The organism is Bacillus cereus group sp. N24 (genome assembly GCF_016483345.1).
Taxonomy (GTDB): domain Bacteria; phylum Bacillota; class Bacilli; order Bacillales; family Bacillaceae_G; genus Bacillus_A; species Bacillus_A toyonensis.
In genome coordinates, this window is the sequence record NZ_JAEHCA010000002.1 from 101,919 (window position 1) to 119,023 (window position 17,105).

Consider the following 17,105-nt stretch of genomic DNA (forward strand, 5'->3'; position numbering starts at 1 on the left):
GATTTATCAGCTTTATATATACAAAAAAAGACGGCCGAAATGGCCATCTTTCACTCCGAATTTGAATGGTCAGATATATCACAAAGTATCATGTCATGCCCCACTTTCTTAACATCTCTCCATTCCACCCTTACTTCTTGTTGTCCTTTTTTAAAACCTCCCCATTTTGTAACAGGTATGATAAGCGCTTGTATTTGTCCATCGCTCTCATTAATTTCTAAATCTAGATGCCCTAAAATCCCCATTTTTTCCGCTCTTTCTAAATCTACAATTTCTTTACCACTTAATTCACTTAATCGCATACACTCTCCCCCTACCGAATTTTCAATTTAAGTTATCCATTATTAGTACCTATTCTGTATGTCTAAAAAAAATAACCGTATCTCATTTAAAAGAGATACGGTTATTTTCGAGTACATCACAAAAATCAATTATAGTTTTATTCCTTTTGGAAGTTTTCCATCTGGACTAATAAGTGCAGCAGAGAATTCATCCGTAAACATATTGCGGATTAACTCATCTACATTTTGTTTTGTTACAGTGTTTACACTTTCAATAATCTCATCAAGTGAACGATGCTTACGAAGCAGCAATTCATTTTTACCGTTACGGCTCATACGACTATTCGTACTTTCTAAACTTAACATTAAGTTTCCTTTTAATTGCTCTTTACTATTCATAAGCTCTTTTTCTGTAATACCTGTATTTTTCAATGTTTCTAGCGTTTCTTGCATCGTTTCATACAGTGTATCTAATTGTTGGCTACCTGTTCCACCGTACAGTGTTAACATACCTGTATCTTCATAAGAAGAGTGGTAAGAAAATACCGAGTAAGCTAACCCACGTTGCTCACGTACTTCTTGGAATAAACGGCTACTCATACTACCGCCTAAAACGTTATTTAATACGATTAAGTTATAAATATCTTCGTGTCCCATTTGTAAGCCTTTATATCCTAAACATAAATGAGCTTGTTCTGTTTCTTTTTTACGTGCTACCTTATTAAAATGGAAAATTGGGCTATGTACTTGTTCACGGTTCGTTGTTCCTTCATAACTACCGAAATATTGCTCTACTGTTTGTAAAAATGCTTCATCAATATTTCCTGCAACTGAAACAACTACATTTTCAGGTGTATAATGATCTTTTATATATTGACGTAGTGTATCACCTGTAAACGTATCAAGCGTTTCTTCTGTTCCTAAAATAGGATATCCAAGCGGATGCGTTTCATATGTCGCTTTCGTTAACATATCATGCACAATATCATCTGGAGCGTCTTCGTACATTTTAATTTCTTCACATACGACATTCTTCTCTTTTTTCAGTTCTTCCTCATCAAATGTTGAATTAAAGAACATATCTGCTAAAACATCTAAAGCATATTTAGCATGCTCATCTAACACTTTTGCATAGTAACATGTATATTCTTTTGAAGTAAAAGCATTTACTTGCCCACCAATGCTATCAAATGATTCCGCAATTTCGCGCGCACTACGTGTTTCCGTCCCTTTAAAGAACATATGCTCTAAAAAGTGGGAAATCCCGTTATTTTTTTCATTTTCATTTCTTGATCCTGCATGGATCCAAATACCAATCGCAACCGATCTTACAGTTGGTATGTTCTCCATAACTATTCTTACACCATTTTTACAAGTATATTTTTTAATCAAAAACTTTCCTCCTACTACCAGTTTCTCTAAATTAACGCTATTATTTAATGATAACAAGTTTAAGGATGAATGTCATGCAAATGTATTTAATCCACACGTTTTTCATCCAGTAATTCTGTTATATTCCCCACTCTATATCCTTGTTCCTTCAATTTTGTAATCATTGTATCTAATGCTTCTGCTGTAGATGAAGTAGGGTGCATTAATACAATGGCACCTGAATGTATTTTTCTCATTACTCTCTGCAATAATACGTCTGGCTCTGGTCGCTTCCAATCAATTGTATCTACTGTCCACATAATCGTTCCCATTTGGAAATCATCTGCAATTTGTACGACTTCATCTCGAAAACTTCCACTAGGCGGGGCAAACCATCTTACTTTTTGATTCGTGGCTGCTTCTATCATTCGATTTGTTTTTTGTAACTGTTCTCGTATTTCATCAGACGATAATGTTTTCATATTAGGATGTGTATAAGAGTGATTTCCAACTTCTTGATTTGCATCGACAATCATTTTTGCAAATCGTAAATTTTCTTTCACCCAACGTCCTTCCAAAAAGAAAGTTGCCTTCACATCATGTTTTTTCAATATCTCTAATATACGAGGCAAATACTCATTTCCCCATGCCACATTTATTGTTAATCCAACCATCTTTTTATTTGGATGTCCCCTGTAAATTGGGGCTGGTGATAAATCTGCTAAGTGGACACTCGGTGATACTTCCTTGAATTCAAGATGTTTTTGATCAAATTTCCTTAGCTTCTTCATATTGTTATAAGATGCTTCAATATCGACTTGTCTTCCATTATATCCAGGTGTTGCTTTCCATATCTTATCAATCATCGCATTTTGAGGTGCAATCTCATATTGTTTTGCATGTTTTTGAATTTCTTCATACAAGTTATCCTGTGCAAAAACGGAATAAGAGCCTAAACTGACATATAAAAAAAATACACATATGTATGCCAATATACGAACTTTCATATAAACCCTCCCATTAACTAAATAAAAAATATTTTTCTTCTTATCTTTGTTAATTTGAGCGTTATAATGAAAACTATACCTATACTGACATAAAAATATGTGTACATCATGTTTTTTACATAACAAAAAAGCCAGTTGAACTGGCTTTTACTTATTGCTGCTCTTGTTTGTTTTCTTCTTTAGCAGCTTCTTTTTCTTGCTCTTCTTTTAGCAATACTTTTCTAGATAGATTTACGCGACCTTGCTTGTCAATCTCGATAACTTTAACTGTAATTACATCACCGATTTTCACAACGTCTTCTACTTTACCTACACGCTCAAGTGCAAGTTCAGAAATATGAACTAATCCATCTTTACCGCTGAATAATTCAACGAAAGCACCGAATTTCTCAACACGTTTCACTTTTCCTTCGTAGATTTCACCTACTTGTACTTCGCGAACGATATCTTCGATAATTTTCTTAGCTTTGTCATTCATTTCTTGATTTATTGAAGAAATAAATACTGTACCATCTTGCTCGATGTCAATTTTAACTCCAGTTTCTTCAATAATTTTATTAATTTGTTTACCGCTCGGTCCAATAACGTCACGGATTTTATCTGGGTTAATTGTCATTGTAATAATCTTTGGAGCGTAAGCTGATAATTCAATACGTGGCTCTGCAATAACAGATAGCATATGATTTAGAATGTGCACACGACCAACTTTCGCTTGTTGTAATGCCTCTTCTAAAATTTCACGAGATAAACCATCGATTTTAATGTCCATTTGCAGTGCAGTTACACCTTGTGCTGTACCTGCTACTTTAAAGTCCATATCACCTAAATGATCTTCCATACCTTGAATATCAGATAAAATTGTGTAATGCTCACCAGATTTAACTAGACCCATTGCAATACCAGCAACTGGAGCTTTAAGTGGAACACCAGCATCCATCATTGCTAAAGTACTACCACAAATACTTGCCTGTGAAGTAGAACCATTTGATTCTAACACTTCAGATACAAGACGTACTGTATATGGGAAATCTTTTTCAGATGGAATTACAGGCTCAAGAGCACGTTCTCCTAGTGCACCGTGACCAATTTCACGACGACCTGGTCCACGCATCGGTCTTGTTTCACCAACACTAAACGATGGGAAATTGTAATGGTGCATGAATCTTTTTGATTCTTCTACACCAAGACCATCTAAAATTTGCACATCGCCTAAAGCGCCTAATGTACAAATACTTAATGCTTGTGTTTGTCCACGTGTGAATAAACCAGAACCGTGTGTACGAGATAAAATACCAACCTCTGATGCTAAAGGACGAATTTCATCACCTTTACGGCCATCTGGGCGGATTTTTTCAACTGTAATAAGACGACGTACTTCTTCTTTTACAATTTTATATAAAATCTCATTTACTTGTCCTAATGTGTCAGCGTCAGCTTCCTCAGCTTCGTAATGCTCAATTACACGCTTTTTCACTACGTTGATTGCATCTTCACGTGCATGTTTCTCATGTACTTGAATTGCAGAATGCATATCCTTCTCAGCCATCTCACGTACAGCTTGGTTAAGATCAGCATCAACTTCATATAGTTTTATTTCTAATTTCGCTTTACCTACAGCTTGTACAATCTCTTCTTGGAATGCAATTAGACGTTTAATTTCGTCATGTCCAAACATAATTGCTTCTAACATTGTTTCCTCAGGTACTTGATCTGCTCCTGCTTCAACCATGTTAATTGCATCTTTTGTACCAGCTACAACAAGGTGAATATCACTTTGTTCTTGCTGTTCTACTGTTGGATTAATAACGAATTCGCCATTAATACGACCAACTGTTGCACCAGCGATTGGGCCTTCAAATGGAATATCTGAAATCGATAACGCTAATGAAGAACCAAGCATAGCTGCCATTTCAGAAGAACAATCTTGATCAACACTCATTACAATGCTGACAACTTGTACTTCGTTACGGAAACCATCTGCGAAAAGCGGACGAATTGGACGGTCGATTAAACGACTTGCCAAAATTGCTTTTTCACTTGGACGACCTTCACGTTTAATAAAACCGCCTGGAATTTTTCCGACTGCATATAAACGCTCTTCATAGTTTACTGTAAGTGGGAAGAAATCTACATTTTTAGCCTCTTTTGATGCAGTTGCTGTAGATAGAACCGCTGTATCGCCATATCTTACTAATACTGCCCCGTTCGCTTGTTTTGCAAGCTGACCAGTTTCAACTGTTAGCTGGCGACCAGCTAAATCTATCGAGAAGACTTGCTTTTCTTGACTCATTTAAGTACCCCTCTCAATTTAAAGTATTCAATTCTTCTATGTAAATGGATAGTATATCACAATATTCTACCTCTAGTATTGCCGAAAATTAAGTAAGCTATAAAGCGTAGAAGATATATTTTTACCTAACAAAAAAGCGGGAATATTCCCGCTTCTTTGACTATCGACGTAAGCCAAGCTTTGTGATTAATTCACGGTAACGTGTGATATCGCTATTACGAAGGTAAGTTAGTAAGTTACGACGTTTACCAACCATCTTTAATAGACCACGACGTGAATGATGATCTTTCTTGTGAGTACGTAAGTGCTCGTTTAGAGTGTTAATTTGCTCCGTTAGGACAGCAATTTGAACCTCTGGAGAACCAGTATCAGTCTCATGAGTTCTAAATTGTGCAATGATTTCATTTTTACGTTCTTGTGTTAAAGCCATCCTATTTCACCTCCTATTAATTAAACCCCCAATTACCGAGCAAGCGTCGGTGAGTCGCAATGCCAAGCAATGGTTGTCATAAAGTACATAACATAGAATACTACTTTTCATTTGAAAAAGCAAGTATATTCTTTTCACTCGCAAAATATTCTTGTGCTGTTTTCTTATCTTTTGCGATTTGTTCAACTAGCTCATCAATACCATTGAATTTCTTCTCTTCTCTTATACGCATATGCCACTCAACTGTAACACTTTGATCATATATGTCTTTGTTGAATTCAAATAAGTGTACTTCAATAGATAATTGACGCTCATTTTCTTTAAAAGTTGGTTTATATCCAATATTACATACACCATCGTACCATTCATCGTGAACTTTTAATCTCACTGCATAAACACCTACAGGTGGCAATAAATACTCATCACTTAAACCTACATTAGCGGTTGGAAAACCAATTTGTCGTCCACGTTTATCGCCATGTACAACCGTTCCTCCCACTGTATAGGCTCTACCTAAAATAGATGGAATTTGTTCCATTTCACCATTTCGAATTAACTTTCGTAATGCTGTAGAACTTACCTTCTCTTCTTGAAATTCAACTTTTTCAATCACAGTTTGTGTAAACTCCCCTCTTGCATGAAATGGTAAAGTCTCCATCTTCCCTTTTCCTAAACGTCCATATGAATAATCAAACCCTGCTACTACATGCTTTACATTTAAACCAATAATATAATCATCTACAAATTGCTGTGGCAATAAACCTGCAAACGATTCATCAAATTTAATAACATATAATATATCGATTCCTAAGTTTTCGACTATTTTTTCTTTATCACGCATCGGTGTAATATACTCCACATGCGCTTCCTTTTTCCCTAAAACAACAGATGGATGGGGATGAAATGTCATAACTGCACTTTTATATCCGCGTTCATCCGCTATTTGTTTCGCAGTTCGAATCACACACTGATGCCCTAAATGAATGCCATCAAAAAATCCTAATGCCATTACAGTAGGTGGTAATTCTAATTTATTTTGTTCATGTGGATGAGTTAAATGAATAAGTTTCACGCTTGAATTCACCTTTTTCTGTAATAATCCTTCCAATAATTCATTATAGCTTTAGTTCTTGATTATTCACAAGTACTTTCATTGGCTTTAGCATACCAGGGTGTTTTGGATGATGCTCATAAATTGCTAAGCAACGGTCATTTTTATCAAATACTGTAATGAATGGTGCTGTTATTTCTAATTCATTCTTTAAGAACATACCATTTTTTATTTTTTCTGCTTGCTTTTCATCTACAACCATTTTTGGGAATTTACTTAACGCTTCATCAATTGAAATGAAGATAGACTCTACTGTTCCATTTTGCACGTTTTCTTCAATTTCTTCAAATGATATGCAATCTTCTAGTAAAAATTCACCAGATGCCGTTCTTACAAGATGGGACATGTGTGATGGAAAACCTAGTTTTTCACCAATCATTACTGCTAGCGTTCTTACATATGTCCCTTTACTACACGTTACACGGAAACGGAATGAAATGTTTTCCCCTTCAAACATTTCACGGTCATCAAGTAATACGAATTCATGAATTGTAATGGTACGAACTGGACGTTCAACTTCTTGTCCCGCTCTTGCATATTCATATAATTTTTTTCCATTAACTTTTACAGCTGAAAACATTGGAGGCGTTTGTTCAATCGTACCTGTTAATGCTGCGAGAACTCCTTCTACTTCCTTACGAGTAATACTACGATCTACATTTGTCGTTTCCACAACTTCACCAGAAGCATCTTCAGTTGTTGTTGAAAATCCTAATGTTACTTCACCTTCATATGTTTTTGTTTCACTCGTTAAAAACTGTGCAATCTTCGTTGCTCGTCCAACACAAATCGGTAATACCCCTGTTACATCTGGATCTAATGTTCCCGTATGACCAATACGTTTCTCACGTAATATCTTTCTTAATTTAAATACACAATCATGTGATGTCATGCCTTTTGGCTTATGTAATAATACTACACCTTCCATATATGTTCACCTCATCATAATTCTTTCATAATAATTATCCAAACTTATTTTTCATTGAAAAAATGGATAGACAAATGTCTATCCATTATTCTTCACGTTTACCGTCTTTATTAATTTCATGTAAAAGTGTATCAATTCGATGACCATATCCAATAGACTCATCAAATTCGAAAGAAATTTCCGGTGTTTTACGAAGACGAATACGTTGGCCGATTTCTGAACGAATGAAGCCTTTTGCCTTCGCTAAACCTTTTAATGTACTTTCTTTCTGTTCATCATCACCTAAAACAGAAATATACACTTTAGCGATTTGTAAATCTCCACTCACTTGCACATCTGTTACTGTAACAAATCCGACACGTGGATCTTTAATTTTACGACTGATAATGTCGCCTAATTCTTTTTTCATTTGCTCGCCTACACGGTTTGCACGTAATTTCATAACTCTTCACCTCATTCAGTACCATTCCAATTGTGTTATCGTACGTTCAATTTCAGGAAATGAATCGATGTACTCAAGTACACGATTCATTTCTTTTTCACAGATAACACGATTTGAGGATACGGAAACAATTGCAATTTCTGTACGTTGCCATACATCTTGATGCCCTACTTCTGAAACAGCTACGTTATAACGCTGCTTCACACGAGTGAGCACCCTTTGCAAAATTGCTCGTTTCTCTTTTAAAGAATGCACATCGTAAATCATACACTCGAATGAGAGTGAAGCGATAATCATCGCTTCACTTCTTCCATAATGTATGCTTCAATGATGTCCCCTTCTTTAAGATCATTATATCTCTCAATTGTAATACCACACTCATAGTTTTGTGCAACTTCTTTTACGTCGTCTTTGAAACGTTTTAACGTATCAAGTTGTCCTTCGAAGATTACTACGCCATCACGGATAATACGAACGCCACTATCACGTGTGATTTTACCATCTATTACGTAACAACCTGCGATTGTTCCAACTTTTGTTACTTTGAACGTTTGGCGTACTTCCGCTTGACCGATTACTTTTTCTTCGAATTCTGGATCCAGCATCCCTTGCATTGCTGATTCGATTTCTTCGATTACTTTATAGATAATACGGTGTAAACGAACATCAACGTTCTCTAATTCAGCTGTACGCTTCGCATTCACATCAGGGCGTACGTTAAATCCAATTACAATTGCATTAGATGCAGAAGCTAAAATAATATCAGATTCTGTAATCGCACCTACACCAGTGTGAATGATTTTTACTTTTACGCCTTCAACATCGATCTTACGAAGTGATGCAGCCATTGCTTCAACAGAACCTTGTACATCTGCTTTCACAATTAAGTTAATTTCTTTTACATCGCCCTCTTGGATTTGTTGGAATAAATCTTCAAGGCTTAATTTAGATTTTTCACCACGTTGAGCAACTAACGCTTCTTGTGCACGTGATTCACCGATTTGACGAGCTTTCTTCTCATCAGCGAATGCCATGAAACGATCTCCCGCTTGTGGTACTTCATTTAAACCTGTAATTTCAACAGGAGTTGATGGACCAGCAACTTTTACTCGACGACCAATATCACTTACCATTGCACGAACACGACCGAATGATGTTCCAACAACAATTGGATCTCCAACTCGAAGTGTACCGTTTTGAACAAGTAATGTCGCGATAGTTCCTTTACCTTTATCAAGCTGCGCTTCAATTACAGTACCAGTTGCATAGCGATTTGGATTTGCTTTATATTCTTCTACTTCACTCACAAGAAGAATCATTTCTAGCAAGTTGTCAATTCCCTCGCCTTGAATTGCAGAGATTGGTACGAAAATTGTGTCTCCGCCCCATGCTTCTGGAACCAATTCATATTCTGTTAATTCTTGCATTACGCGATCAGGATTTGCCGCTGGTTTATCCATTTTATTCACAGCAACAATAATTGGTACTCCAGCTGCTTTCGCATGGCTAATTGCTTCCACTGTTTGTGGCATAACACCGTCATCAGCTGCAACAACAAGAATTGTAATATCCGTTACTTGTGCCCCACGAGCACGCATCGTTGTAAATGCTGCGTGACCAGGCGTATCTAAGAATGTAATTTTCTTATCGTTTACTTCAACTTGGTATGCACCAATATGCTGAGTAATCCCACCAGCTTCGCCAGCAGTTACTTTTGAATTACGAATAGAGTCAAGTAAAGTTGTTTTACCATGGTCAACGTGTCCCATAATTGTAACAACAGCTGGACGCTCTTTTAAGTTTTCTTCATCATCTTGCTCATCGATGAATGTTTCGAATTCAGTTTCACTTACAACTACTTCTTCTTCTACTTCAATACCGTAATCAGTAGCAATTAACTCAATTGTATCTTTATCTAAGTCTTGGTTAATTGTTGCCATAATTCCTAGCATGAAGAGCTTCTTAATAATTTCAGACGGCTCTTTGCTTAATTTTTTAGCAAGCTCACCTACTGTAAGGCTTCCAGAGAAAGTAATTTTATCTGGTGTTTCTACAATTTGCGTTTGTTGTCTTCCAGCAAAGTTATCTTGACGCTTGTCTTCGTTATCTTTGCCTTTTTTCTTCTTCTTATTACTGTTCTTTTTACTGCGAACAACTTTCTCTTCTACTTCAAACTCATCTGCAACAGAAGGTTTTTCTTCTTGGTACTCATTATCTAATTTGTTTACTACTTCATCGTCTAACATTGTCATATGATTCGAAACCTCGATATTCATTTCTTTTAGTTTTGTCATAAGATCTTTACTTGAGATATTATGTTGTTTTGCATATTCATGCACTCGAATTTTACTCATACCTTCACCCCCGGTAATTTGTATCGAGCATGCTACGCAGCTTTTTCGCAAAGCCTTCATCTAACACAGCTACAACGACTCGCTCATCTCTCCCAATCGCATGCCCTAATTGTTGTCGATTTTCGACCTTTCTCATTGGTACGTTGTAATACGTCGTTTTATCCGTCATGCGTTTTGTTGTATTCACTGACGCATCTTCAGATAGCAACACAAGCTTTGCTTTGCCACTTCGTACTTCTTTTAAAACAAGTTCTTCACCCGAAATAATTTTCCGAGCCCGGTTTGCTAGTCCTAAAAACGATTTCCAATCGGACACTTATTTCGACTCCTTCTCAACAAGCTCAAGAAGCTCTTCGTATAGAGAACCGTCGATTTTCGCTTTTAGATGATGTTCCAAAACATTTTTCTTTTGAGCTTGAAGAATACTTTCTTTATCTTTTGATAAATAAGCACCTCGTCCTGATTTCTTTCCAGTTAAATCAATGGACACTTCTCCCTCTTTGGAACGAACAATGCGAACGAGCTCTCGTTTTGACTTCATTTCTTGCGTTGCAACACATTTTCGTAACGGAACTTTTCGATTGCTCATACTCATCACCTCTATTCGATTTCGTCTTCAACTGAATCGAATCCGAATGCGATTACGCTATCTTCTTCTGTTACAATACCTAGTTGTTTCGCATCAGACTCACTCTTAATATCAATTTTCCAACCTGTTAATTTAGCTGCAAGACGCGCGTTTTGTCCACGTTTACCGATAGCTAATGAAAGTTGGTGGTCTGGAACAACAACAGTTGTTGCTTTTTCTTCTTCATCTACAAGTACTTTAACAACTTGTGATGGGCTTAAAGCATTTGCAACATATTCTACTGGATCATTTGACCAGCGAACGATGTCAATCTTTTCACCTTTTAATTCATCTACAATGCGTTGTACACGTTGTCCTTTCGGTCCTACACAAGAGCCTACTGGATCAACATCAATGTTCTCTGCATGTACAGAAATTTTAGAACGATCGCCTGCTTCACGTGCCACAGAACGAATTTCAACAGTTCCATCATAAATCTCAGGAACTTCCATTTCGAATAAACGTTTTAAAAGACCAGGATGTGTACGTGATACGTAAATTTGTGGTCCCTTCGTTGTTTTTTCTACTTTCGTAATGAATACGCGAATGCGATCATGTGGTTTGTATTGTTCGTTTGGCATTTGCTCACTTACAGGTAATAAAGCTTCTACTTTCCCTAAGCTTACATAGATGAAACGAGCATCTTGACGTTGTACAATACCAACCATGATGTCTTCTTCACGGTCACTAAACTCAGAGTAAATAACACCACGCTCTGCTTCACGCACTCGTTGTGTTACAACCTGTTTTGCAGTTTGTGCTGCAATGCGGCCGAAATCTTTTGGTGTTACTTCAATTTCTAGTACGTCACCATCTTGATAGTTTGGATTAATTTGTCTTGCTTCTTCAACAGAAATTTCAAGACGTGGATCAAACACATTATCAACAACGTCTTTACGTGCTAAAACTTGAATTGTTCCCACTTCTGGGTTAAAGCTCACACGAACGTTTTGTGCTTGGTTAAAATTGCGTTTATAAGCAGAGATTAATGCTGCTTCAATCGCATCAATAATAATATCTTTGCTAATTCCTTTTTCTGACTCTAATACGAGCAAGGCATCTAACAACTCAGTGCTCATGAAGATCCCCCTTCTAACTAAAACGTAACAGCAAGTCGCGCATTTGCAACTTTATCCATTGGAATTTGGATTTCTTTTTTACGTGTTTTAATTGTTAATAATAGTGTAATTGTAGTACCATCGTAGGAAAGTAGCTTTCCTTCAAACATTTTTTCACCATCAATGGGCTCATATGTTTTAATTGCCACTTGTTTTCCTACCGCTTGCTGGAAGTCTTTCTCTTTCTTTAATGGGCGTTCTGCTCCAGGAGATGATACATCCAAAAAGTAAAGATGAGGAATTGGATCCTCTTTATCTAAAGCTTCGCTTAAACGTTCACTTACCGCACCGCATTCTTCAATGTCGACTCCCTTTTCAGAATCGATGAATACGCGTAAGAACCAGTCCTGTCCTTCTTTCACATACTCTACATCTACAAGTTCAAGATTTAACTCTTCAACGATCGGCTGCGCAAATGCTTCTACAACTTCTGTGACTTTCTTATCCATAAACAGCCTCCTTCCTGCCGCCATGTACCATTTACAAGAAAAGATTCCGTCCATAAAAACGGTCTATCTTATTCTTTCTCGTTAGCTAACAAAAGCCCCTGCCGTTAAGCAGGGAATATCTGTCTTAGTATTACCAAATTTAAGAAGTAAAACTTGTAACAAAATATGTATATACGACAGAAATTTCTTACCTCTCTACATCAATAAAACGTAGATAGTAACACGAAAGAGTGGGTTTCCCCACTCTTTTTTTCACACAATATACATGACATGGTTATCTCGGTTAATAGTATACCATAGCAAATACTGATTTGCAAAGACTTTTCCTACCTGCTAGAACAGTGATAATTGGTTTTGATCAGGTAGATCACCTAAGCAACCTTGACTATCTAAATACTCAATAATCGTTTTAGAAACCTTACTGCGCTGCTGTAAATCTTCTTTTGATAAGAAATCTCCATTTTTACGAGCTTCTACGATACTTAAAGCTGCGTTTGTACCAAGACCAGGCACCGCATTAAATGGAGGAATTAATGAGTCTCCATCAATAATGAATTCTGTTGCATGCGAGCGATATAAATCAACCTTTTGGAATGAGTATCCACGCTCACACATTTCAAGTGTCATTTCTAGTACCGTTAATAAACTCTTCTCTTTCGGCGCTGCATCTAATCCTTTTTGCGCAATTTCATCAATCTTTACACGTATAGATGCTGAACCTTTTGCCATCGCCTCTACATCAAAGTCATCTGCACGAACCGTAAAGTATGCCGCATAGAATAAAAGTGCAAAATGTACTTTAAAATATGCGATACGTACAGCCATAAGTACGTAAGCAGCCGCATGGGCTTTAGGGAACATGTATTTAATCTTCTTACATGAATCAATATACCAACCTGGTACATTATTACTTTTCATGTCCTCTTCCCATTCTTCCGGTACACCTTTACCTTTACGAACCGACTCCATAATTTTGAAGGCTAATGATGGATCTAAACCTTGATAGATTAAATATACCATGATGTCATCACGACAACCGATAACTTCACTCAGCGTACATGTACCGTTATAAATTAACTCGTTTGCATTACCGAGCCATACGTCCGTACCATGTGATAGTCCAGAGATTTGGACTAACTCTGAGAATGTCGTTGGTTTTGTCTCTTCTAACATTTGTCTTACGAATTTCGTACCGAATTCCGGTATACCAAGTGTACCTGTTTTACAGTTAATTTGTTCTTCCGTTACTCCTAATGATTCCGGACCTGAGAAAATCTTCATTACTTCCGGATCATCTGTTGGGATTGTTTTCGGATCAATACCACTTAAATCTTGTAACATACGAATAACTGTCGGATCATCGTGTCCTAGTATATCAAGTTTCAATAAATTATCATGAATTGAGTGGAAATCAAAGTGTGTCGTTCTCCACTCAGCCCCTATTGAATCTGCCGGATACTGTATTGGTGAGAAATCAAAGATGTCCATGTAATCTGGCACAACGATAATACCACCTGGATGCTGTCCAGTTGTACGTTTTACACCGGTACACCCTGCTACTAAGCGGTCAATTTCTGCATTTCGTATCGTTAAATTATGATCATTTGCATAACCTTTTACATATCCATAAGCCGTTTTTTCTGCAACTGTACCAATCGTTCCTGCACGATATACATAATCTTCACCGAACAGTATTTTCGTATAGTTATGGGCACGTGGTTGGTATTCGCCGGAGAAGTTCAAATCGATATCGGGTACCTTATCTCCTTTAAATCCAAGGAACGTTTCGAACGGAATATCATGTCCATCTTTTACATATGAAACATTACATGTTGGACATTCTTTATCTGGTAAGTCAAAACCAGAACCTACCGAGCCGTCATTAAAGAATTCTGATTGCTTACACTTCGGACATACATAATGTGGTGGTAATGGATTTACTTCTGTAATTTCCATCATCGTTGCAACGAATGATGAACCTACAGATCCACGCGAACCTACTAAATATCCGTCTACTAACGATTTTTTCACTAGCTTATGTGAAATTAAATAAATTACAGCAAATCCATGTCCGATAATACTTTTTAATTCTTTTTCCAATCGGGCTTCTACAATTTCTGGTAGCTCTTCCCCATAAATGCTACGCGCCATTTTATAACTCATATCACGCGTTTCATCATCAGCACCTTCAATTTTCGGTGTGTATAAATCATCTTTTACTGGATGAACATCACCAATTAATGACGCAACCTTTTGTGTATTCGTTACTACAATTTCTTTCGCTTTGTCTTCACCTAAAAATGAAAAACACTCTAACATCTCATCTGTTGTACGGAAATGTACCGGCGGTAATGAATGTCGATTTAACGGATTTGCTCCGCCCTGCGAACTCACTAAAATTTTACGATACATAGCATCCTCTTGATCTAAATAATGCACGTTCCCTGTAGCGACAACCGGTTTATCTAACGTCTCACCCAGTTTTACTAAGTTAGAAATAATTGTTTTTAATTGTCCTTCATCTCGAACAAGTTCACGTTCTACTAAATGACGTAACACCTCTGGAGGCATTACTTCAATGTAATCATAGAATTGCGCAATTTCTTCTACTTCTTCAGGTGCTTTTTGCATCATTGCCTCAAACACTTCACCTTTATCACAAGCCGTTCCTACTAAAATTCCTTCACGATATTTTTTTAATAGTGACCTTGGTACACGTGGCACACGGTAAAAATAATTCAGGTGAGAATATGAAACAAGTTTATATAAATTTTTCAATCCAACATCTGATGTAGCAAGTAATGTCATATGACTTGGACGCCCACGTTTATACGCATCCCCTTGTCCCATACTATCATTTAATTGATCATGATATTCAAATCCCTTTTCAATTACATCTTTTAGCATTTTCACAAGTAAGTATCCCGTTGCTTCAGTATCATAAATCGCACGGTGATGTTGCGTTAATTCAATATCAAGCTTTTTACACATCGTATTTAATCGATGGTTTTTCATTTCCGGGAATAAGAACCGCGCAAGTTCTAACGTATCAATAACAGGGTTATTCGTTTTTGCTAACCCTGCCTTTTTAAAACCTACGTTAATAAAGCCCATATCAAAGCTTGCGTTATGAGCAACAAGTGTATGGTCACCCATCCATTCCTCAAACTTTTTAAACACTTCGTCCACTTCTGGTGCATCAGTTAACATATCATCTGTAATACCTGTTAATTCAATAATCGTCGCAGATAATGGTTGATGCGGATTTGCGAAAGATTCAAAACGATCAATGATTTCGCCACCTTTTATCTTTACGGCAGCTAACTCAATGACTGTATCGTATACAGCTGATAAACCTGTCGTCTCAACGTCGAAAACAACATACGTTTCCTCTGCAAGTAAACGATGCGCTTCGTTATATGCGATCGGTACACCATCATTAACTAAATTTGCCTCTACACCGTATATAACTTTAACCCCAGCCTTTTTACCCGCAGAGTATGCTTCTGGGAAAGACTGAGCAACAGCATGGTCTGTAACTGCAATAGCCGCATGTCCCCATTTACCAGCTTGAGCAACAAGCCTAGAGACAGGCGTAACAGCGTCCATTTGACTCATTGGGGTATGAAGGTGAAGCTCTACACGTTTTTCACCTTCTGGCGCCTTATCTTTACGAGATGGTCCTGTTATTTCATTAATATCGTTTGCAATCATTACTAAATCTCGAACAAATGTATCATTTTGAACAGAACCACGTGCTTTCACCCACATTCCTTTTCTCAAGGATTGCAGCATTGGAATATCTTCTTTGTCACGCGAAAACATTTTGATCATAATAGAATCCGTATAGTCCGTTATTTTTAAAGTTAATAACGTACGCCCACTACGAAGCTCTTTTGTTTCTACATGGAATACATACCCTTGAACCGTTTTTCTTCGTTCTTCATCTTGAATTTCTCGCATCGGTGTAATCTCTTCATCTGGCTTAATAAGATATCCGAGTACAACCGGTCCTTCATGCACAACGCTACTTTCTTCAGCTTGCTTCTTCGCCATTTCTTCCATAGCTTGTATTACACGCTCACGGTCTTCTTGCTGAGTTTGCTCACGAAACTTTTGCATTTCTTCTGCATTTTGCTTTATATGTGTGTCTAACTGAAACCGTGGGAATCCAAAAGCTTCGTATTGATCACCTACTGGTTTCGTAACATTTTTCTTTAAAGCAGTAGATTCTAACTCGTTATTCACATTTATTAACAACTTCACTCCATTTACCTGAGGTAGTTGCTTCTTTAAGTAAGCAAACATAGGTGAAAATGTAATTCGCTCCGTACAAAGCGGCCAATATGCCTTCACTTCTTCTTCTGTAAATTGTTTATTCTCTGCTTGTAATGCAAATGTTGTTCTTGCAATATGAGAAAATGATTGCTTAAGCTTCATTTCTAGCAATTCATATAATTCTGTCGGCAAAATACGTGGCACTTGTAAGTCAAAATGCCAACTTTTATTCGCTTTATCAATAACTAGCTTTTCAATACCACCGCCCTGTAAATATTGATTTATAAGGTCTTCTGGTATTTGCAACTGCTGGAGCAAAATTTGAAATCGCTCTTGTTGTTCATTTGTTAATGACATAAGCACTCTCCTTCCATTTGCTATTATAAATTGAAACGTACTACAAAGAAAGATGTCTCCC

General features: G+C 37.0%; 15 protein-coding genes. All 15 read right to left on the bottom strand.

The genetic code is table 11. The annotated features are described in order from the left end of the window. Positions 1-50 precede the first annotated feature (50 nt). The 15 genes from JDS95_RS03470 to JDS95_RS03540 all read right to left on the bottom strand — a co-directional run bounded on the left by JDS95_RS03470 (position 51) and on the right by JDS95_RS03540 (position 17,044). The gene (locus tag JDS95_RS03470) at positions 51-302 is read right to left on the bottom strand and encodes a YlmC/YmxH family sporulation protein (protein WP_001239739.1); all 252 of its coding nucleotides are present in this window, start codon (positions 300-302) and stop codon (positions 51-53) included. 129 nt (positions 303-431) lie between these two features. Beyond that, a complete protein-coding gene (locus JDS95_RS03475) occupies positions 432-1,673 on the bottom strand; it encodes a M16 family metallopeptidase (protein ID WP_000592990.1) in 1,242 nt (413 codons plus the stop codon). An 86-nt stretch (positions 1,674-1,759) separates the two neighbouring features. After that, positions 1,760-2,659: a polysaccharide deacetylase family protein gene (locus tag JDS95_RS03480; protein ID WP_000868236.1), complete on the bottom strand. Its 900-nt coding sequence runs from the start codon at positions 2,657-2,659 to the stop codon at positions 1,760-1,762. Positions 2,660-2,810: 151 nt separating this feature from the next. After that, a complete protein-coding gene (gene pnp / locus JDS95_RS03485; protein WP_085450618.1) occupies positions 2,811-4,949 on the bottom strand; it encodes a polyribonucleotide nucleotidyltransferase in 2,139 nt (712 codons plus the stop codon). A 160-nt stretch (positions 4,950-5,109) separates the two neighbouring features. Beyond that, entirely contained in the window at positions 5,110-5,379 is a 270-nt protein-coding gene (gene rpsO / locus JDS95_RS03490) for a 30S ribosomal protein S15 (RefSeq protein WP_001229392.1), read from the bottom strand. A 100-nt stretch (positions 5,380-5,479) separates the two neighbouring features. Next, positions 5,480-6,451 (bottom strand): bifunctional riboflavin kinase/FAD synthetase, encoded by a 972-nt coding sequence (gene ribF / locus JDS95_RS03495; RefSeq protein WP_000766714.1) that lies wholly within the window; start codon positions 6,449-6,451, stop codon positions 5,480-5,482. 43 nt (positions 6,452-6,494) lie between these two features. Beyond that, complete coding sequence (gene truB / locus JDS95_RS03500) at positions 6,495-7,418, bottom strand: tRNA pseudouridine(55) synthase TruB (protein ID WP_000399360.1); 924 nt, start codon at positions 7,416-7,418, stop codon at positions 6,495-6,497. An 85-nt stretch (positions 7,419-7,503) separates the two neighbouring features. Then, entirely contained in the window at positions 7,504-7,860 is a 357-nt protein-coding gene (rbfA, locus tag JDS95_RS03505; protein ID WP_000776439.1) for a 30S ribosome-binding factor RbfA, read from the bottom strand. Positions 7,861-7,875: 15 nt separating this feature from the next. Beyond that, positions 7,876-8,157, bottom strand: a complete 282-nt coding sequence (locus JDS95_RS03510; protein ID WP_000582364.1) for a DUF503 domain-containing protein — start codon at positions 8,155-8,157, stop codon at positions 7,876-7,878. Then, the gene (gene infB, locus JDS95_RS03515; RefSeq protein ID WP_000036352.1) at positions 8,154-10,214 is read right to left on the bottom strand and encodes a translation initiation factor IF-2; all 2,061 of its coding nucleotides are present in this window, start codon (positions 10,212-10,214) and stop codon (positions 8,154-8,156) included. Before infB ends, JDS95_RS03510 begins: the two co-directional genes overlap by 4 nt. Before the next feature lie 4 nt (positions 10,215-10,218). Continuing rightward, a complete protein-coding gene (locus tag JDS95_RS03520) occupies positions 10,219-10,530 on the bottom strand; it encodes a YlxQ family RNA-binding protein (RefSeq protein WP_001286525.1) in 312 nt (103 codons plus the stop codon). Next, positions 10,531-10,803, bottom strand: coding sequence for an RNase P modulator RnpM (gene rnpM / locus JDS95_RS03525; RefSeq protein ID WP_000071127.1), 273 nt, complete (start codon positions 10,801-10,803; stop codon positions 10,531-10,533). 11 nt (positions 10,804-10,814) lie between these two features. Next, entirely contained in the window at positions 10,815-11,921 is a 1,107-nt protein-coding gene (nusA, locus tag JDS95_RS03530) for a transcription termination factor NusA (RefSeq protein WP_000102596.1), read from the bottom strand. A 17-nt stretch (positions 11,922-11,938) separates the two neighbouring features. Next, positions 11,939-12,409: a ribosome maturation factor RimP gene (rimP, locus tag JDS95_RS03535; protein WP_000359095.1), complete on the bottom strand. Its 471-nt coding sequence runs from the start codon at positions 12,407-12,409 to the stop codon at positions 11,939-11,941. Between the two features lie 333 nt (positions 12,410-12,742). Continuing rightward, complete coding sequence (locus JDS95_RS03540) at positions 12,743-17,044, bottom strand: PolC-type DNA polymerase III (protein ID WP_000060014.1); 4,302 nt, start codon at positions 17,042-17,044, stop codon at positions 12,743-12,745. Between the last annotated feature and the right edge of the window lie 61 nt (positions 17,045-17,105).